Origin of the sequence: Sphingomonas sp. Leaf25, assembly GCF_001421635.1 — a bacterium.
Classification (GTDB): Bacteria; Pseudomonadota; Alphaproteobacteria; order Sphingomonadales; family Sphingomonadaceae; genus Sphingomonas.
The window spans coordinates 76,009-93,377 of the sequence record NZ_LMKU01000029.1 but is presented as its reverse complement, the minus strand read 5'-3'; the positions used below and the strand labels follow the sequence as shown (position 1 = coordinate 93,377).

Here is a 17,369-nt window from a genome sequence, read left to right as displayed (position 1 = left end):
GGGGGGGGGGGGAGCCGCCGGGAGCCGCGTTCTGGCTGAATGTCGGTCCGCCCTGTCCCTATTCGTTGGCAAGGCCGATGCCGATCGAGGCGCGCGGCTGTTCCGCTTCGGCCGAGACGACCGGATAGGCGCAGTAATCGGCGGCGTAATAGGCCGAGGGGCGGTGATTGCCCGACCAGCCGACCCCGCCAAACGGTGCTGCGGACGAAGCGCCGTTGGTCGGCCGGTTCCAGTTGACGATCCCCGCGCGGATATTGGCCCAGAAGGCGTCGTAGAGCCGCGGGTCCTGCGCCACCAGCGCGGCGGACAGGCCGTAATTGGTGTTGTTCGCCTCGGCGATCGCATCCTCGAAACTGTCGACCCGGAACACTTGCAGCAGCGGGCCGAACAGTTCGATGTCGCTGCGCTCGGCGGTGTCGGACATGTCGATGATGCCGGGGGTGAGGAACGGCCGCCCCTCGATCAGACGGCGCAGATAGCGCAACGGGCGGCCGCCGCGCGCGGACAGCGACAGGAAGCTTTCGGTCAACTGGTCGGCGGCGTCGTTGTCGATCACCGGCCCCATGAACGGCGCGGGATCGGCGTGCGGCTCGCCGATGATGAGCCGGTCGCACAGCCGGCCGATCTCCGCCAGCAACGGTTCGGCCAGCCGCCGCTCGACGATCAGCCGGCGCGCGGCGGTGCAGCGCTGCCCGGCACTGGTGAAGGCGGACTGCACCACCAGCACGGCAGCCGAATAGAGGTCGGGCGTGCCCCACACCACGATCGGGTTGTTGCCGCCCATTTCCAGCGCGAGGATCTTGCCCGGCGTCTCGGCGAACTGGCGGTTGAGCGCCACGCCGGTGCGCGCCGATCCGGTGAACAGCAGTCCGTCGATGTCGGGGTGTTGCGACAGCGCGCGCCCCTGGTCCGCGCCGCCGATCAGCAGCCGCACGCACGCTTCGGGCACGCCCGCCGCGCGGTAACAGTCGATCAGGAACGCGCCCGACGCCGGGGTCTTTTCCGACGGCTTGAACACGATCGCATTGCCCGCGATCAGCGCGGGGACGATGTGGCCGTTGGGCAGATGCGCCGGGAAATTATACGGCCCCAGCACCGCCAGCACGCCATGCGGCTTGTGGCGCAGCGCCATGCGCGTGTTCATCGGCGATTCGAGCCGGCGCTGGCTGGTCCGATCGCTATAGGCGGTGACGGAGATGTCGACCTTGGCGACGACCGTCTCGACCTCGCTGCGCGCTTCCCACAGCGGCTTGCCGGTTTCGCGGGCGATGACGTCGGCGAACGCCTCGGCGCGCTGGCGCACGACGTTGGCGAAGCGGCGCAGCGTCTCGACGCGGAAGGTGAGCGGGCGCGACGCCCAGTCGGCCCAGCCGGCGCGCGCGGCTGCGACTTCGGCATCGGCATCGCCGATGGGTCCGCGCCACAGCGTTGCCCCGGTGGCGGGTTCGGTCGAGACGAGTTCGGCCATGATAGGGTGATCGACTCCTGAAACTATGTCGTTCTTGGACCAGAACGGACCGGGATGCCAGATTTGTGGAATTGTGGCGGGTGCGCCCCCCCGCCCCGTCGTCATTCCCGCGCAGGCGGGAATCCATACGCGCCGACGTTGCGTCTCCAGCGCAGCCGTTGCGGCAATGGATCCCCGCCTGCGCGGGGATGACGAGGGTTGGGTAGATGCTTTAACCTCCGTCATTCCGGCGAAGGCCGGAATCCATGGACACGAGCCGGTTGGATGGAAGCGCGACGTCACCCCATCCATGGATTCCGGCTTTCGCCGGAATGACGGGGGGAGGCCGGAATGACGATGGGATCAGCGCAACGCATCCCCCATCCGCCGGATCGCGGCGACCTTGGCGTCGAGCGGCCCCCAGTCGTCGCGTTCGGCGATCGCCGCCCAGATCGCCTCCACCTCGTCGATCAGCATCGAGCAGGGCGCGGCGTCGGACCAATAGGGGTGCGAGCGGTCCTTGCGCGGCCGATAGTCGGACAGCAGCGCGCGGACCTCCTCGAACGCTGCCCAGTCGTCGCCTTCGGGCAGCCAGCCGCCGAACGCCTCGTGATAAAATCGGTCGAGCGGCATGCGGGAAGCGGCAAGCGCGCGGACGACGGCGTCATGCAGCGCGCCGTCCTCCGCTTCCCCGCGCGGGGACACGCCCAGCCGCCACAACAGCGCATCGGCGGCGGCGCGGGCGAAGCGGGCGGGAAAGGTTTCGAGGATCGCGATCAGCGGCTCGGCCGGGACGATGGTGCGCAGCGCCACCGCCAATTGCATCGCGTTCCAGTGCATCGCGTCGCCCTGGCGGCCATAGGCATAGAGCCCCTGATGATCGAAATAGGCGGCGGTGAAGCCGGTATCCCACGATGGCGCGAATCGCCACGGACCGTAATCGAAGCTCTCGCCGGTCAGGTTGATATTGTCGGTATTGAGCACGCCATGGACGAACCCCGCCGCCATGAACTGTGCGGCCAGCGTGGCGATGCGGCCGACCGCTTCGTCGAACAGCTCGACCGCCGGTTCGGCACCGGGCGTCCGGTGGTAGAGGCGAGAGAGCACATAATCGACCAGCCGCGCCATCGCCTCGCCGTCGCGCTCATAGGCGAGCCGCTGGAACGTCCCGATGCGGACATGGCTGTGGTTCAGCCGCACCATCACCGCCGACCGGGTGGGCGAGGGTTCGTCGCCGCGCACCAGTTGCTCATGCGTATCGATCAGCGACAGGGTGCGCGAGGTGGTGACGCTCAGCGCCTCGAGCATCTCGGTGGCGAGGATTTCGCGCACCCCCCCTTTCAACGTCAGCCGGCCGTCGCCGAAGCGGCTGTACGGCGTCTGCCCCGATCCCTTGGTACCCAAATCCATCAGCCGACCCGCGCCATCCTCAAGCTGTGCGAACAGGAAGCCGCGCCCGTCGCCGATGTCGGGGTTGTAGTGCTGGAACTGATGGCCGTGATAGCGCAGCGCCAGCGGCTGCGGCAGGCTGCCGGGAAGGGCGGCGAAGCGGGCGAAATGGGTGATCCACTCCGCGTCGGTGAGGGCCAGCACCCCGTCGTCACCCCGGACCTGTTCCGCGGTCCACGGTTCGGCGGACGGTGCCGCTTCGATTTCAGACGCCATCGTTCGCGGCCCGGTGGACCCCGGAACCGGTCCGGGGTGACGGGATGGCGTGATCCCGATCTGCGCCGCCGCGCGGTCGTTGCGGTAGCGCAGCGTTGCGTCGGGAAACGCCGCCGCCTCGACGGGATCGAAGAACGGATCGCCCAACGCCAGAATATCGGTGCGGGGACGATAGCGAGCGGGTTGCGGGTTTTCGGCCATGCGGCGATATGGGGGACGATGGCGCTCCCCGACAAGCAACGCTGCACCGATGGCTATTGGTGGTCGAACGACGGCCTGCGGCTGCATTACCGCGACTATGCCGGCCGCGACGATCGCCCGGCGATCCTGTGCCTCCATGGTCTCACGCGCAATGCGCGCGACTGGGACGATGTGGCCGGGCGGCTGGGCGGGGAATGGCGGCTGATCGTGCCCGAGATGCGCGGGCGTGGCGAGAGCGGCTATGCGCGCGATCCGATGACCTATGTGCCGCTCGTCTATCTTCAGGATGTCGAGGCGCTGCTCAACCAGCTCGACCTGCCGCGCGTCGTGGCGTTCGGCACCTCGCTCGGCGGCATATTGACGATGCTGCTGGCGGCGACCGATCGCGACCGGATCGCCGCCGCGCTGCTGAACGACGTCGGGCCGGAACTGGACCCGGTGGGGTTGGGGCGGATTCGCGGCTATGTCGGCAAGCAGGTGAGCCACCCGACATGGATGCACGCCGCGCGCTGCATGGCCGAGGGGAACGCGGCGGTGTATCCCGGCTATGACGTCCATGACTGGCTGCACATGGCCAAGCGGCTGCACCGGCTGACCTCGGCCGGGCGGATCCAGCTCGATTACGACATGCGCATCGCCGAGCCGTTCCGCGTGCCAGGCAACGAGGCGGGGCCGGACATGTGGCGCGCGTACGAGGCACTGGCAGGCAAGCCGGTGGCGATCGTGCGCGGCGCGCTGTCCGACATCCTGCCCGCGCGGGTGGCCGAAGCGATGGCGCAGCGCATCGACGGCGCGGAGCTGACCGTCGTGCCCGACACCGGCCATGCCCCGACGCTGAACGAAGCGCCGGCGCAGGCGGCGATCGACCGGCTGCTCGCCCGGGTGGCGGCCGCATGAGCGCGCCGGTCCGCATCCTCCACCTCCATTCCTCCTTCGCCTATGGCGGCAAGGAAGCGCGCGCGATCCGGCTGATGCACGCCTTTGGTCGCAACGCGACCCACACCATCGTGTCGGGCGTGCCCGAGCGGACCGAGGCGCAAGGTGCGATCGGCCGGCATATCGACTGGCAGATCGCGCAGAATCCGCCGCCGCTCACCGGCAAACCCTCGGTCGCGCGGTACGAGGCGATCGCGAACTTCCTGCGGCGGTTCGATCTGGTGCTGACCTATAATTGGGGCGCGATCGACGGGGTGATGGCCAAGCGCGTGTTCGCCAAGGGCCTGCCGCCGGTGATCCACCACGAGGACGGCTTCAACGAGGACGAGGCGACCCGGCTGAACCCGGTGCGCAACATGTATCGCCGCATGGCGCTGTCGGCGGCGCACGCGCTGGTCGTGCCGTCGGACAAGCTGATGGCGGTCGCGCGGGGGCCGTGGAAACAGCCCGAGGCGCGGCTGCACCTGATCGGCAACGGCGTACCGGTCGACAAGTTCGCAGGCGGCGTCGCCCCCGATGCGATCCCCGGCTTCCGCCGCAAGCCCGGCGAAGTGGTGATCGGCGCGGTCGCCGGCCTGCGCGACGTGAAGGACCTGCCGCTGCTGGTCCGCGCGGTCGGCGGCATCGCGGTCAAGGTACGGCTGGTGATCGTCGGCGAAGGGCCGGAGCGGCAGGCGATCCTCGACGCCGCCGAGGCGATGGGCATCGACGACCGCGTCCATCTGCCCGGCTTTCTGCCCGAAGCATGGCGCTACATGGGGCTGTTCGACATTTTCGCGCTGTCGTCGAAGAGCGAGCAGCAGCCGATCTCGGTCATGGAGGCGATGGCGGCGGGGTTGCCGGTCGTGGCGCCGCCGGTCGGCGACATCGCGTCGATGGTGGCGCCGGAAAACGCACTCTACATGGGCATCGACCGCCACGAGGTCCATCTGCGCGACCGGCTGCAGGCCCTCGCCACCGACCCGCAAGCGCGCCGCAAGGTCGGCGAGGCGAACCAGGCCAAGGCCCGCGCCGCGTTCGATGAGGCGGCGATGATCGCGAAGTACAAGGCGCTGTACGAAGGCGCGATCGGCCGGCCGGGGGCGCTGGGATAGGGCCGATCGACCTTCACGCTCCCATCCTCACCCCGGACTTGTTCCGGGGTCCACCTGGCCCCAAACGCTGTCGATACAGCCGCAAGGCGCACCGATTGCCGATCCGTGGACCCCGGAACAAGTCCGGGGTGACGATGGGATAGCTGTTTCGGCCGAGAATGACGAAGATCGGCCAGCAATGCTGAATGTCGATCCCGCCTGGGGCGGCTTGCCGCCGGGCCGGGGCTGCTGATACGATCGTCCGAAACATGCGCCGGACGGGCGCGGGAGAGGGGGCGGAATGCGGCGATGGATCGGGTGGTGGCCGGCGGTGTTGCTGCTGATGCCGCCGGCGGCGGGTGCGCAGCGGCCCGCTTCGCCGCAGGGGGCCGTGCTGGACGTCGATATTGACGGGGACGGCCGGCCGGACCGGTTCGACCTGCAATTCGACCCAAGGGTGCAACAGTTCTGGGTGACGGTGACGCTTGGCACCGGCATGACGCTCGTCCCGTTGTCGGGCCGGATCGATCCCGACCATGTCAGACTGTCGCTGACGGTTCGCGCCGGGCGTGGCGACATCCGCTGCGCCGAATGGCGGCCGGTCGCCACGGGCAACGGCCTTGGGTGCGGCGCTGTGGTGACGTCGCACTCGCAACCCGATCGGCTGGTGCTGGTCGATACCGGCGCGGCGAAATTCCTGCTGATTTATGGCCGACAGCTAGAATGGGGCGGACGTCCGCCGGCGGCCAACGTGCCGGTCCATTTTCAGGTGATGCCGGCGATCGAGGGCGCGGTGCAGCCGATACCATGAACGGTCGGGAGGAACGGAATATGCGGCGATGGTTGGCGATCGGTTTTCTGCCCCTGATCGGGGCGATGGCCGTGCAGGACAAATCCGACAAGGATATCGTCGTCGTCGGACCGTCGCTCAACGTCCGTACCGGGGAGTGGTTGTTCGAGCGTGGCGGGGATTTTCCCCTCGCGAACTACCCGGGGCGTCGTGTGATGCCGGGCTTCAAATACCGGATGTGCATCGGTGAAGGGGACATGCGCGATGCCATCGGCATGATGCTGGGTGCCGATCCGTCGACCGATCGCGGCGGCACCTGCGCCAGCCCCGGATTGCGGATCGCCAACGGCCGTATCGAAGGCGGGTATCGATGCCCGAGCATGGCAGGCGAACTCGTCAAACATATTTCCGGAAGCGTCACGGCCGACGTCATCGACGTCACGATCGCCAGCACCTTTGAATCGCGAAGGGGCACCAGGTTACAATTCCGATCGAGGCTGACCGCCCGCCGGCTCGGCGAATGCCCGCCCAAGCCCCCCGCCGCCACCCCGCCCACCCCGACGGAGGGATGAGCGCAATTTGCTCGCCATCGCGTGTCCCAGCCACTAATGACGGCCGGATGCGGTGAGCGCGCCCGCGCGCTTGGCCCACAGAAGTTCCGCCGGAGGTATCGTGTTCAAAGGTCTGTCGCCCATCGTCTATAACGGCCGCGAAGTCTGGCCGCTGATCGAAGGGGGCAAGGGCGTCGCCGCGACCAATCACGCATCCGCCGGCGCTTGGGCGGCGGCGGGCGGGATCGGCACCGTCTCGGCGGTCAACGCCGACAGCTACGACCCCGACGGCAAGATCATTCCGCAGGTGTACAAGGCGCTGACTCGCCGCGAACGCCATGAGGAACTGATCGAATATGCGATCGAGGGCGCGGTGCAGCAGGTCCGTCGCGCGTGGGAGATCGCCGGCGGCAACGGCGCGATCAACATCAACGTGCTGTGGGAAATGGGCGGGGCGCAGCGTATCCTGCACGGCGTGCTGGAGCGCACGCGCGGCCTCGTCTCGGGCGTCACCTGCGGCGCCGGCATGCCCTACAAGCTGTCGGAGATCACCGCATCCTATGGCGTGAGCTATCTGCCGATCGTGTCGTCGGGCCGCGCGTTCCGCGCGCTGTGGAAGCGTGCATATTCCAAGGCGTCGGAATGGCTGGCGGCGGTGGTGTATGAGGATCCGTGGCTGGCCGGCGGCCACAACGGCCTGTCGAACGCCGAGGACCCGCTGGCCCCGCAGGATCCGTATCCGCGCGTGAAGGCGCTGCGCGACACGATGCGCGAGGGCGGCATTTCCGACGACGTGCCGATCGTGATGGCCGGGGGCGTCTGGTACTTGCGCGACTGGAGCGACTGGATCGACAATCCCGAGCTGGGCAAGATCGCGTTCCAGTTCGGCACCCGGCCGCTGCTGACGCAGGAAAGCCCGATCCCGCAAGGGTGGAAGGCGAAGCTGATGGAGATCGAGGAAGGCGACGTGCTGCTGCACCGTTTCTCGCCGACCGGTTTCTATTCGTCGGCGGTGCGCAACCCGTTCCTGCGCCAGCTCGAAGCGCGCTCCGAACGGCAGATCGCCTTTTCCAAGCAGGAAGCGGGCGACCATGTGTTCCAGCTCGACGTGGGCGTGAAGGGCCGCAATTTCTGGGTGACGCAGGGCGATCTGCTGCGCGCGCGCGAATGGTTCGGCCACGGCTTCACCGATGCGCTCAAGACCCCGGACAACACGCTGGTGTTCGTCACTCCCGAGGAAAAGGGCGAAATCCGCAAGGATCAGGCCGACTGCATGGGCTGCCTGTCGCAGTGCAGCTTTTCGAGCTGGGCCGACAGCGAGACGAATTCGACCGGGCGGCTGGCCGATCCGCGCAGCTTCTGCATCCAGAAGACGTTGCAGGACATCGCGCACGGCGGCGATACCGACCGCAACCTGATGTTCGCCGGCCACGCCGCGTACAACTTCAAGCGCGATCCATTCTATTCCAACGGCTTCGTGCCGAGCGTGAAGCAACTGGTCGACCGCATCCTGACCGGCGACTGATGCGGACGGCATCCGGGTTGACGCCGTCGCATCGGGCGGCGCTGGCCCGGGTGGCGCAAATCCTTGCGCCCGCGCGATCGCCGTGGTGGGCGATTGCGGGTGCGGCCGTCGCCTTGCAAGGCGTTTCGGACACGATGGTCGACGACATCGACGTCCTCATCGACGCGGACGATTTCGGGCTTGTCACGGCGGTGCCCGAGGTCTGGTCGCTCGATCCTGGTCACAGCGACCATTTCCGGTCTGCCCGCTATGCGGTTGCCGTACTTGCGGACATCCATGTCGAGTTCATGGCCGGGCTGACGGTCCGGCGACGTGGGGACTGGGTTCCGGTCGTACCACGGTCGCGCGAAGCGGTGCGTCTTGCAGAGGGAGTCGTGTTCGTCCCCGATCGCATCGACCTTGCCGAAATGCTGACGCTGTTCGACCGCCCGAAGGATGTGCGCCGGGCGGCACAGTTGCGCGGGATGGCCGGGGGGTAGCGGTCCGCCCCGGCCGTTCCCGTTCGATCAATCGTCGGCGACGGTGCCGACCACAGCGCCGCCGACGCCGCCGACTGCTGCGCCCTTTTCCACGCTGCCGCCGGTCGCGGCGGCGATGCCGGCGCCGCCCGCAGCACCAATCGCGCCGCCGCGCAGCGTCGAACAGGCGGCCAGCGACGAGCCGGCGGCGAGGGCGAGGACGAGCGTTGCGAATTTCTTCATGGGTTTACCTCCTGTTACGCGGGACGCCCCATGAAATGGCTTGCGCCGCGACAGGTTCCGAACCGTCGCTTGGGCCACACAAAGAAACATTGCAGCGTCGGTTCAGCTCGCCCAGACTAGGTTGCGATGATGAAGTCCGCCCTGATCGTTCGTCATGTCCCCTACGAAGGCTGCGCCGGCTATCGCGCGCCGATCGAGGCGGCGGGCTATGCGCTCGACCGGATCGACGTGACCGATCCGGCGTTCGCCACCGCCGATCTGACCGCGCCCGACCTGCTGATCGTGATGGGCGGGCCGATGGGCGTGTACGACACCGCCGACCACCCGTGGATCCCCGGCGAGATCGCCGCGCTTGCGCGGCGGCTGGCGGCGGATCGCCCGACGCTCGGCATCTGCCTTGGTGCGCAGATGGTCGCGGCGGCGCTGGGCGCGGCGGTCTACAAGGGGCCGGCGTGCGAGATCGGGTTCGATGCCATCGACCTGACGCCGGGCATCGCCTCGCCGCTGCGCCATGTCGCGCAGGTGCCGGTGCTGCACTGGCACGGCGATACCTTCGACCTGCCGCACGGGACCGAGCTGCTGGCGACGACCGCGCGTTATCGGCAGGGGTTCCGGCGGGGGAGCAACCTGCTGGCGCTGCAATTCCATGCCGAGATGGGCGAGGACGAACGCTTTACCGCGTGGCTCGACTATCTCGACTGCCCGATGCACCGCGCCGGGCTGGTCGCGGCCTATCGCACCCATGGCCCGGCGGCGGTGCGCGCCGGACAGGCGATGATCGCCGAGTGGCTGACCGGGCTGGGAGCGTAAAACCCCTCAGCGGTCGAAATGTGGGTGCGGCTGGCGGTGGATGTTGCCGTCGCGGCGGCTGTTGAAACGGTGCCAGCGGCCGTGCATGTCGCGGCGCAGCGGCGCGCCGCAGCCGAGGCAGCGCGAGCGCGCATCGATATTGTCGTGCCAGATCGACCGCTTGCGCGGCGTATGCTTGCCGAGCGCGCAAGAGAAAAGCGCGACGATTCGCCGGATCATCTTCGATTCCCCAAGTAATGCTGCACTACAGCATAGCGTGATCCGGGCGATAGGACGAGGCACGTAAACGAAGCGTTGCGACGAAGCGCGATGTGCGTGAAACAGCTCTACCGCCGCAACCCGTCGAGGACCTGATCGGGCGGACGGTGGCCGTCGGCCCAGACGCGGATGTTGGTGATGACCTTTTCACCCATCGCGATTCGGCCCTCGAGCGTCGCCGATCCCATGTGCGGCGTCATCATGACGTTGGGCAGCGCCAGCAGCCGCGGATCGATCCGCGGTTCGTGCGCCCATACGTCGAGCCCCGCGCCGGCCAGCCGCCCGGCCTCCAGCGCGTCGACCAGTGCCTCCTCGTCGACGATCCCGCCGCGCGAGGCGTTGATGAGATAGACATGGGCACCCAGCAGCGCGATCCGCCGCGCGTCGATCAGGTTCTCGCTGTCGGCGTTGCGCGGCGTGTGGATCGTCAGCAGGTCGACCGTGCGCAGCATCGCGTCGAGATCGCCATGCCATGTCGCGCCGAGGTCCGCCTCGACGACGGCGGGCAGGCGGTGGCGGTTGTGGTAATGGATCGACAGGCCGAACGCGCGCGCCCGCCTAGCCACCGCCTGGCCGATGCGCCCCATGCCGACGATGCCCAGCGCCTTGCCGCCGATGCGGTGGCCGAGCATTCCGCCGGGGCTCCACCCCTTCCACTCGCCCGATCGCACCAGCTTCTCGCCCTCGGCCAGCCGGCGCGGCACGGCGAGGATCAGCGCCATCACCATGTCGGCGGTATCCTCGCTCAGCACGCCCGGTGTGTTGGTGACGGGAATGCGCCGCGCGCGGGCGGCGGCGAGATCGATATGGTTCACCCCCGCGCCATAGCTGGCGATCAGCCGCAGCCGGTCGGGCGCGGCCGCAATCAGCGCGGCATCGATGCTGTCGGTGACGGCGGGGACCAGCACGTCGCAATCGGCCATCGCCGCCGCCAGCTCATCGCGCGAAAAACCATGGTCGTCGGCGTTCAGCACCGCATCGAACAAGGTCGTCATGCGTTCCTCGACGGCATGTGGCAATTGCCGCGTCACATACACGCGCGGACGGCGGAGCGGGGGCGAAGCGGCGACCATATCCACGGATTGGCGGCAAGCCGGGGAATCGTCAACGGGCTGTCCGATGCGCGGCCGTAACGATAGAGGCAGAATTTGGTTCAGGGGGACAGGAAATGAAGCGGTTCGGACGACAGGCGTTGCTGGCGAGTGCGGTGGCGACGCTGCTCACCACTCTTCCGGCCGATGCGCAGCGTCGCAAGCCGCCCTATTACGCCTCGGTTGCGGCGGGCGAGGCGCGGATGCGCAGCGGGCCGGGCAAGAATTATCCAACGCAATGGGTCTATCGCCGCGCCGACCTGCCGATCAAGGTGGTCGACGTGTATCAGGACTGGCGCCGGGTCGAGGACCCCGACGGCACACGCGGCTGGTTTCAGGTCGGGCTCTTGAGCGACCGGCGCACCGCCTATGTCGCGCAGGACATGGTCGAGCTGCGCGCCTCGCCGCAACCGGGCGCGGCGGTGGCGTGGCGCGCGGCGAAGGGCGTGGTCGGGCGGCTGTCGCGCTGCACCGCCGGCTGGTGCTATTTCGACGTGCGCGGGCGCGGCGGCTATGTCGAACAGGCGCGGCTGTGGGGCGTCGATCCGGGCGAGGCGATGTAGGCCATGCTGCTCCCCTCCCTGACAAGGGAGGGGCCAGGGGTGGGTAGGCCCGTGGCAGGCGCGACATTCCCTCGTGGACCGACCCACCCCCGACCCCTCCCTTGTCAGGGAGAGGAGGAATATCCTCGCCGCATTTTCCGCCATTTACTGACTGCCCGTATCGGGCGATACCATCCGGCACTATCGGAGACGGGGTCGCATGGTGAAATGGTGGTTGGGCGTGGCGTTGCTGGCATTGGGACAGGCAGGCATGGCGAGTGAGGCACCGGTCCCGGCCAAACCGGGCGACCTGACGCTGGAGCGGGTCTTCGCCAGCCCCGACCTCAACGGATCGGCCCCGCAGAGCCTGAAACTCTCGCCCGACGGCAAATACGTCACGCTGCTGCGCAACCGTGCCGACGAGCGCGAGCGGTTCGATTTGTGGGCGATGGACACCACGACGCGCGAATGGCGGATGCTGGTCGACAGCAAGAAGGTCGGCACCGGCGCGGCGCTGTCCGAAGCCGAAAAGATGCAGCGCGAGCGCGACCGCTCGCTGACCGGCAAGCGTGGCATCCTCGCCTATGACTGGTCGCCCGACGGCAAGTCGATCCTCGTGCCGCTCGACGGCGACCTGTATCTCGCGACGATCAGCGGCGACGTCCGCCGCCTGACCAACAGCGAGAGCGGCGAGTTGAACCCGGTGGTCAGCCCGGCCGGCGGCTATGTCAGCTTCGTGCGCGACCAGAATCTCGTCGCGCTCGACCTCAAGTCGGGGCGCGAGACGCCGCTGACGACCGAGGGCAGGGACACCGTCCATTTCGGCGAGGCGGAGTTCGTCGCGCAGGAGGAAATGGGCCGGCGCACCGGATACTGGTGGTCCCCCGGCGACCGGCTGGTCGCGGTCGAACGCTTCGACGAGGCTCCGGTCGGCATCGTCACCCGCTCGGCGATCGGTGCCGAGGGGACGAGCATCTACCAGCAGCGCTATCCCAAGGCGGGCACGCCCAACGTACTGGTCGACCTCTACGTCATGAAGCCCGATGGCTCGGGCAAGGTGAAGGTCGACCTCGGCCCTGATCCCGACATCTATCTGGCGCGGGTCGACTGGACCCCCGATGGCAAGGCGCTGCTGGTCCAGCGGCAGAACCGCGCGCAGACCCGGCTCGACATGCTCCGCGTCGATCCGGCCACGGGGACGTCCACCGTGCTGTTCACCGAACAGTCGGGGCCGGATAGCTGGATCAACCTGTCCGACGCCTATCAGCCGATGAAGGACGGCAGCATGTTGTGGTGGTCCGAACGCGACGGCCACGGCCATCTCTATCGCTGGAAGGCGGGCAACTGGACGCAGTTGACGAAGGGCGACTGGGCGGTCGGCGATCTGGCCGGGGTGGATGAGGCGAAGGGCCGCGTCTATTTCCTCGGCAACAAGGACGATGTCCTCGAACGCCAGCTCTATTATGTCGACCTCGCGCGGCCGGGCACCGTCACCCGGCTGACCGAGCGCGGCTGGTCGTATGGCGCGTCGATGGACGGCAAGGCCAGCCGGCTGATCGTCACCCGCTCCAACCCCGATCAGCCCGCGCAAATCTATCTGGCGGACACCACCGCCAAACGGCTCGCGTGGATCAACGAGAATGCGTTGAAGGGCGATCACCCCTATGCGCCCTATGTCGCCAGCCACCGCCCGACGCAGTTCGGGACGGTGAAGGCAAAGGACGGATCGACGCTCCACTGGAACATGATTACGCCGGTGCTGGAACCGGGCAAGCGCTACCCGGTGTTCTTCTCGCACTATGGCGGCCCGCACAGCCAGGTCGTGCGCCGGGCATGGGGCGGGGCGCTGCGGCAATATCTGGTCGATCGCGGCTGGATCTGGTTCGAGATCGACAATCGCGGCTCGCCGGATCGCGGCAAGGCGTTCGAGGATCAGATCCACCACGCGATGGGCAGCGTCGAGGTCGAGGATCAACTGGCCGGCGCCGAGTATCTGAAATCGCTGCCGTTCGTCGCGTCCGACAAGATCGCGACCTATGGCTGGTCGTACGGCGGCTACATGACGCTCAAGCTGCTCGAAAAGGCACCGGGCGTGTTCGCCGCCGGGGTCGCGGGGGCCCCGGTCAGCCGGTGGGAACTGTACGACACCCATTATACCGAACGCTACATGGGCGATCCGCGTCAGGTGCCCGAGGCATACGCCGCGTCGGCGACCGTGGCGGACGCGGCGAAGATCACCGATCCGCTGCTGCTGATCCACGGCATGGCCGACGATAACGTGGTGCTCGAACATTCGACCGCGATGATGGCGGCGATGCAGAAGTCGAAGACGCCGTTCGAGCTGATGCTCTATCCGGGGCAGACCCACCGTGTCGGTGGTCCGGGGATCAGCGAACATCTGTGGGGAACGATCCTCGACTTCCTCGACCGGACCGTTGCGGCCAAGTAACGACCGCTTTTGATTGCGGGACGACTTGCCCCCGTGGTACGGTAACGTCCGTACTTCGGGGGGAGTTGGACCAATGAGCGAAGCAGGGGTTTCCATCGCACCGGTAACGGGCCGTGCGCGGATCGATGTGCTGGACGTGCTGCGGGGCCTCGCGATCCTCGGCATCTTCTACATGAATGTCCCGACCCAGGCGTCGTCGGTGACGAAACTGTTCGCCGACCCGCGACTGGTCGGCTGGAGCCCGCTCGACAAATGGGTGTGGGTTGCGGTCGACGTGTTCCTCGAAGGGACGCAGCGCGGCGTGCTCGAACTGTTGTTCGGCGCGGGGTTCATGGTGCTGACCGCGCGGGCGATGCGCCCCGACGGACCGGTGGCGATCGCCGACCTGTTCTTCCGTCGCACGCTGTGGCTGCTCGCCTTCGGCCTCGTCAACGTGTTCGTCGTGCTGTGGGTCGGCGATATTCTGACGGTCTATGCCATCGCCTCGCTGTTCCTGTTTCCCTTCCGCCTGCTGGGGCCAAAGGCACTGGTCGCGATCGGCAGCCTGTTCGCGCTGACCATGGGGGTGATGGGGACCCTCGACTATGTCGAGCGCGTGCCGATGGTCGCCAGGGTCGAACGCGCGCAGGCGGCTGAGGCGGCGGGCCGCCCGGTCGCGGCGGCCGATGCCAAGGCGCTCGGGGAATGGAACGAGAAGATCGCCAAGCGCCAGCCGACCGAGAAGATGGCGAAGGATCTGGTCGAGGAACGCAAGGCGCATGCCGGCGGCTGGCTGCCCTATGCGCAATATATGTGGACGGCATGGCTGACCTTCATGGTCGGCAAGGGCTTCCTCGGCATGGCGATCGTCGAGGCGTTCTGCATGATGCTGATCGGCGTCGCGCTGTGGAAATGGGGCGTGACGCAGGGGCTGCGCAGCGCGCGCTTCTATCTGGGGCTGATGGTCGTCACCTATGGGCTGGGGCTGGGCGCGCGCATCGTCGGGGTGAGCGAGGTCCTCGCCTTCCTGCCGATTCCCAAGACGCTCTGGATCACCGAGGAGGCGGGGCGCATCCTCACCTCGATCGGCCATGTCGCGGCGGTCAACCTCGCGATGAAGTCGCTCGGCGGCATGGCGGTGTTGAAACCGTTCAAGGCGGTCGGGCGGATGGCGTTCTCGGTCTATTTCCTCGAACAGATTATCGGGCTGCATATCCTCTTCGCGCCCTATGGCTTCGACCTGTGGGACCGGTATGGCCATGCCGCGCAGTTCGCCATCGGCACCGCCGTCATCGTCTTGTGCACCATCGTCGCGAACCTGTGGGCGCGGTCGTTCGTCAACGGGCCGCTGGAATGGGCATGGCGCAGCCTCGCCTATTGGCAATGGCAGCCGTTTCGCCATCCGCGGCTCCGCGAACCGCTGCCCGGCCCCACGCTGGTGGTGGCCTGACTTTACAATTCGGTCCGATTGGCTATGCCGCGCGCAAGATTTGATCGCGGAGTAGGCTAGTGGGTTATCGGGTAGTGGTCGCCGGCGCGACCGGCAATGTCGGTCGCGAAATGCTGAACATCCTCGCCGAGCGGGAATTCCCGATCGACGATCTGGCGGTGCTCGCCTCGTCGCGCTCGGCCGGCGAGATGGCCGACTTCGGCGAGACCGGCAAGCAGTACAAGATCCAGAACATCGAGCATTTCGATCCCGCCGGCTGGGACATGGCGCTGTTCGCGATCGGCAGCGACGCGACCAAAATCTATGCGCCCAAGTTCGCGGCGGCGGGCTGCGTGGTGATCGACAATTCGTCGCTCTACCGCATGGACCCCGACGTGCCGCTGATCGTGCCCGAGGTGAACCCGGAAGCGATCGACGGCTACAAGGTCAAGAACATCATCGCCAACCCCAATTGCTCGACCGCGCAGATGGTGGTGGCCCTGAAGCCGCTGCACGATGCCGCGACGATCAAGCGCGTCGTCGTCGCCACCTATCAATCGGTGTCGGGCGCGGGCAAGGCGGGGATGGACGAGCTGTTCGAACAGAGCCGCAACATCTTCGTCGGCGATTCGGCCGATCCGGTGAAGTTCACCAAGCAGATCGCGTTCAACGTGATCCCGCACATCGACAGCTTCCTCGACGACGGGTCGACCAAGGAAGAATGGAAGATGGTGGTCGAAACCAAGAAGATCCTCGATCCCAAGATCAAGGTCGTCGCCACCTGCGTCCGCGTTCCCGTGTTCGTCGGCCATAGCGAAGCGATCAACATCGAGCTGGAAAACGAACTGTCGGCTGAGGACGCGCAGAACATCCTGCGCGAAGCGCCCGGCATCATGCTGGTCGACAAGCGCGAGGACGGCGGATACGTCACGCCGATCGAATGCGTCGGCGAATTCGCGACCTATGTCAGCCGCGTGCGCGAGGATTCGACCGTCGAGAACGGCCTGGCGCTGTGGTGCGTGTCGGACAATCTGCGGAAAGGTGCCGCGCTGAACGCGGTGCAGATCGCCGAACTGCTGGGTCGCCGGCATCTGAAAAAGGACTGACCGGTACGGTATCGCACCGGGCCTGCGGCCCGGTGGCGAGCCACTCCTAAGCAAATCTTAAGTCCGCCAGCCGTATACCCTTTGCTATCGCAGGAGGGATGGATGGACGATTCCATCGGATATGTCGGGACGTGGGATGCGATCTGCCGGTCGCAGGCAGTGGTCGAATTCGGTCTGGACGGCGTGGTGTTGTGGGCCAACGACCGCTTCCTCAAGGTGATGGAATACCGGCTCGACGAGGTGGCCGGGCGGCACCACCGCATGTTCTGCACCGTCCATGATACCGCCGAACCGGACTATGGCGATTTCTGGCGCAAGCTGGGCAGCGGCGCGTTCGACACCGGACTGTATCGCCGTGTCTCGCGCAGCGGCGAGGAACGCTGGTTACAGGCGACCTATAACCCGATTCTCGACGAGCACGGCCGCCCGGTCAAGATCGTCAAGATCGCCACCGACCAGACGCGGCAGGTACGGCTCGAACTCGAAGTGCAGCAGCGTTTCGACGAAGGCATGCGCTATCACCGCGAGTTGCAGGACCAGCGCAACGAATTGCAGACGGCGGTGACGCAGCTTGCCGGCATCGTCGCGACGATCGGCGGCATCGCGTCGCAGACCCGGCTGGTGGCGCTCAACGCCGCGATCGAGGCGGCGCGCGCCGGCGATGCCGGGCGCGGCTTCGCGGTGGTCGCGACCGAGGTGCGCAAACTGGCCGACGACACCCGCAGCGCCACCGAACGCGCCTCGGCGATGCTGAAGGACCATGAAGGCGTGATGCTGGCGGCGTAAGGGATCGGCGTCCTGGAGCGGTTTCCGATT

Annotated in this window: 17 protein-coding genes; 12 read left to right on the top strand and 5 right to left on the bottom strand. The window is 67.3% G+C overall.

The genetic code is table 11. The annotated features are described in order from the left end of the window. Positions 1-58: 58 nt before the first annotated feature. Both astD and ASE78_RS12085 read right to left on the bottom strand, forming a co-directional pair. The gene (gene astD / locus ASE78_RS12090; protein WP_414886939.1) at positions 59-1,468 is read right to left on the bottom strand and encodes a succinylglutamate-semialdehyde dehydrogenase; all 1,410 of its coding nucleotides are present in this window, start codon (positions 1,466-1,468) and stop codon (positions 59-61) included. A 342-nt stretch (positions 1,469-1,810) separates the two neighbouring features. Beyond that, positions 1,811-3,313 (bottom strand): protein adenylyltransferase SelO family protein, encoded by a 1,503-nt coding sequence (locus ASE78_RS12085; protein WP_056497518.1) that lies wholly within the window; start codon positions 3,311-3,313, stop codon positions 1,811-1,813. Between the two features lie 18 nt (positions 3,314-3,331). Between ASE78_RS12085 and ASE78_RS12080 the strand changes: the two genes are divergently transcribed. From ASE78_RS12080 to ASE78_RS12055, 6 genes are all read left to right on the top strand, one after another. After that, entirely contained in the window at positions 3,332-4,210 is an 879-nt protein-coding gene (locus tag ASE78_RS12080; protein ID WP_056497514.1) for an alpha/beta fold hydrolase, read from the top strand. Then, the gene (locus ASE78_RS12075) at positions 4,207-5,343 is read left to right on the top strand and encodes a glycosyltransferase family 4 protein (RefSeq protein ID WP_056497512.1); all 1,137 of its coding nucleotides are present in this window, start codon (positions 4,207-4,209) and stop codon (positions 5,341-5,343) included. The genes ASE78_RS12080 and ASE78_RS12075 overlap by 4 nt, the downstream gene beginning before the upstream one ends. Positions 5,344-5,623: 280 nt before the next feature. Next, positions 5,624-6,133: a hypothetical protein gene (locus tag ASE78_RS18975; RefSeq protein WP_056497509.1), complete on the top strand. Its 510-nt coding sequence runs from the start codon at positions 5,624-5,626 to the stop codon at positions 6,131-6,133. 20 nt (positions 6,134-6,153) lie between these two features. Next, positions 6,154-6,684 (top strand): DUF3617 family protein, encoded by a 531-nt coding sequence (locus tag ASE78_RS12065; protein WP_056497506.1) that lies wholly within the window; start codon positions 6,154-6,156, stop codon positions 6,682-6,684. A 100-nt stretch (positions 6,685-6,784) separates the two neighbouring features. Further along, entirely contained in the window at positions 6,785-8,188 is a 1,404-nt protein-coding gene (locus ASE78_RS12060) for an NAD(P)H-dependent flavin oxidoreductase (protein WP_056497503.1), read from the top strand. After that, positions 8,188-8,667: a hypothetical protein gene (locus tag ASE78_RS12055; RefSeq protein WP_056497500.1), complete on the top strand. Its 480-nt coding sequence runs from the start codon at positions 8,188-8,190 to the stop codon at positions 8,665-8,667. The genes ASE78_RS12060 and ASE78_RS12055 overlap by 1 nt, the downstream gene beginning before the upstream one ends. A 27-nt stretch (positions 8,668-8,694) precedes the next feature. On the opposite strand, the gene ASE78_RS12050 is transcribed toward ASE78_RS12055, so the two are convergent. Further along, on the bottom strand, positions 8,695-8,889 hold the full coding sequence (locus ASE78_RS12050; RefSeq protein ID WP_055760315.1) for a hypothetical protein: 195 nt from the start codon (positions 8,887-8,889) through the stop codon (positions 8,695-8,697). 129 nt (positions 8,890-9,018) lie between these two features. Between ASE78_RS12050 and ASE78_RS12045 the strand changes: the two genes are divergently transcribed. After that, positions 9,019-9,699 carry a glutamine amidotransferase gene (locus ASE78_RS12045; protein WP_056497940.1) on the top strand — a complete coding sequence of 227 codons (681 nt, stop codon included), beginning with the start codon at positions 9,019-9,021 and terminating at the stop codon, positions 9,697-9,699. 6 nt (positions 9,700-9,705) lie between these two features. Here the strand turns inward: ASE78_RS12045 and ASE78_RS12040 are convergent, their stop codons facing one another. Together ASE78_RS12040 and ASE78_RS12035 are read right to left on the bottom strand one after the other, a co-directional pair. After that, a complete protein-coding gene (locus ASE78_RS12040) occupies positions 9,706-9,918 on the bottom strand; it encodes a hypothetical protein (RefSeq protein WP_055760318.1) in 213 nt (70 codons plus the stop codon). A 107-nt stretch (positions 9,919-10,025) separates the two neighbouring features. After that, positions 10,026-11,030, bottom strand: coding sequence for a 2-hydroxyacid dehydrogenase (locus tag ASE78_RS12035; protein ID WP_056497497.1), 1,005 nt, complete (start codon positions 11,028-11,030; stop codon positions 10,026-10,028). A gap of 95 nt (positions 11,031-11,125) precedes the next feature. On the opposite strand from ASE78_RS12035, the gene ASE78_RS12030 reads away from it, so the two are divergent. The 5 genes from ASE78_RS12030 (at position 11,126) to ASE78_RS19850 (ending at position 17,339) form a co-directional block, all read left to right on the top strand. Further along, complete coding sequence (locus ASE78_RS12030; RefSeq protein WP_056497495.1) at positions 11,126-11,611, top strand: SH3 domain-containing protein; 486 nt, start codon at positions 11,126-11,128, stop codon at positions 11,609-11,611. Positions 11,612-11,810: 199 nt separating this feature from the next. After that, positions 11,811-14,039: a DPP IV N-terminal domain-containing protein gene (locus tag ASE78_RS12025; RefSeq protein ID WP_082467195.1), complete on the top strand. Its 2,229-nt coding sequence runs from the start codon at positions 11,811-11,813 to the stop codon at positions 14,037-14,039. A gap of 73 nt (positions 14,040-14,112) precedes the next feature. Beyond that, positions 14,113-15,468: a DUF418 domain-containing protein gene (locus tag ASE78_RS12020; RefSeq protein ID WP_056497492.1), complete on the top strand. Its 1,356-nt coding sequence runs from the start codon at positions 14,113-14,115 to the stop codon at positions 15,466-15,468. 59 nt (positions 15,469-15,527) lie between these two features. Next, positions 15,528-16,553 (top strand): aspartate-semialdehyde dehydrogenase, encoded by a 1,026-nt coding sequence (locus ASE78_RS12015; protein ID WP_056497489.1) that lies wholly within the window; start codon positions 15,528-15,530, stop codon positions 16,551-16,553. Between the two features lie 102 nt (positions 16,554-16,655). Then, positions 16,656-17,339 carry a methyl-accepting chemotaxis protein gene (locus tag ASE78_RS19850; protein ID WP_055760336.1) on the top strand — a complete coding sequence of 228 codons (684 nt, stop codon included), beginning with the start codon at positions 16,656-16,658 and terminating at the stop codon, positions 17,337-17,339. Positions 17,340-17,369 lie beyond the last annotated feature (30 nt).

Bases quoted from the DNA above. Each gene is read 5' to 3' on its own strand.
- ASE78_RS12085 (WP_056497518.1), bottom strand. From the start codon at position 3,313: ATGGCCGAAAACCCGCAACCCGCTCGCTATCGTCCCCGCACCGATATT.
- astD (WP_414886939.1), bottom strand. From the start codon at position 1,468: ATGGCCGAACTCGTCTCGACCGAACCCGCCACCGGGGCAACGCTGTGG.
- ASE78_RS12030 (WP_056497495.1), top strand. From the start codon at position 11,126: ATGAAGCGGTTCGGACGACAGGCGTTGCTGGCGAGTGCGGTGGCGACG.
- ASE78_RS12065 (WP_056497506.1), top strand. From the start codon at position 6,154: ATGCGGCGATGGTTGGCGATCGGTTTTCTGCCCCTGATCGGGGCGATG.
- ASE78_RS18975 (WP_056497509.1), top strand. From the start codon at position 5,624: ATGCGGCGATGGATCGGGTGGTGGCCGGCGGTGTTGCTGCTGATGCCG.
- ASE78_RS12045 (WP_056497940.1), top strand. From the start codon at position 9,019: ATGAAGTCCGCCCTGATCGTTCGTCATGTCCCCTACGAAGGCTGCGCC.
- ASE78_RS12055 (WP_056497500.1), top strand. From the start codon at position 8,188: ATGCGGACGGCATCCGGGTTGACGCCGTCGCATCGGGCGGCGCTGGCC.
- ASE78_RS19850 (WP_055760336.1), top strand. From the start codon at position 16,656: ATGGACGATTCCATCGGATATGTCGGGACGTGGGATGCGATCTGCCGG.
- ASE78_RS12025 (WP_082467195.1), top strand. From the start codon at position 11,811: ATGGTGAAATGGTGGTTGGGCGTGGCGTTGCTGGCATTGGGACAGGCA.
- ASE78_RS12035 (WP_056497497.1), bottom strand. From the start codon at position 11,030: ATGGTCGCCGCTTCGCCCCCGCTCCGCCGTCCGCGCGTGTATGTGACG.
- ASE78_RS12075 (WP_056497512.1), top strand. From the start codon at position 4,207: ATGAGCGCGCCGGTCCGCATCCTCCACCTCCATTCCTCCTTCGCCTAT.
- ASE78_RS12040 (WP_055760318.1), bottom strand. From the start codon at position 9,918: ATGATCCGGCGAATCGTCGCGCTTTTCTCTTGCGCGCTCGGCAAGCAT.
- ASE78_RS12050 (WP_055760315.1), bottom strand. From the start codon at position 8,889: ATGAAGAAATTCGCAACGCTCGTCCTCGCCCTCGCCGCCGGCTCGTCG.
- ASE78_RS12080 (WP_056497514.1), top strand. From the start codon at position 3,332: ATGGCGCTCCCCGACAAGCAACGCTGCACCGATGGCTATTGGTGGTCG.
- ASE78_RS12020 (WP_056497492.1), top strand. From the start codon at position 14,113: ATGAGCGAAGCAGGGGTTTCCATCGCACCGGTAACGGGCCGTGCGCGG.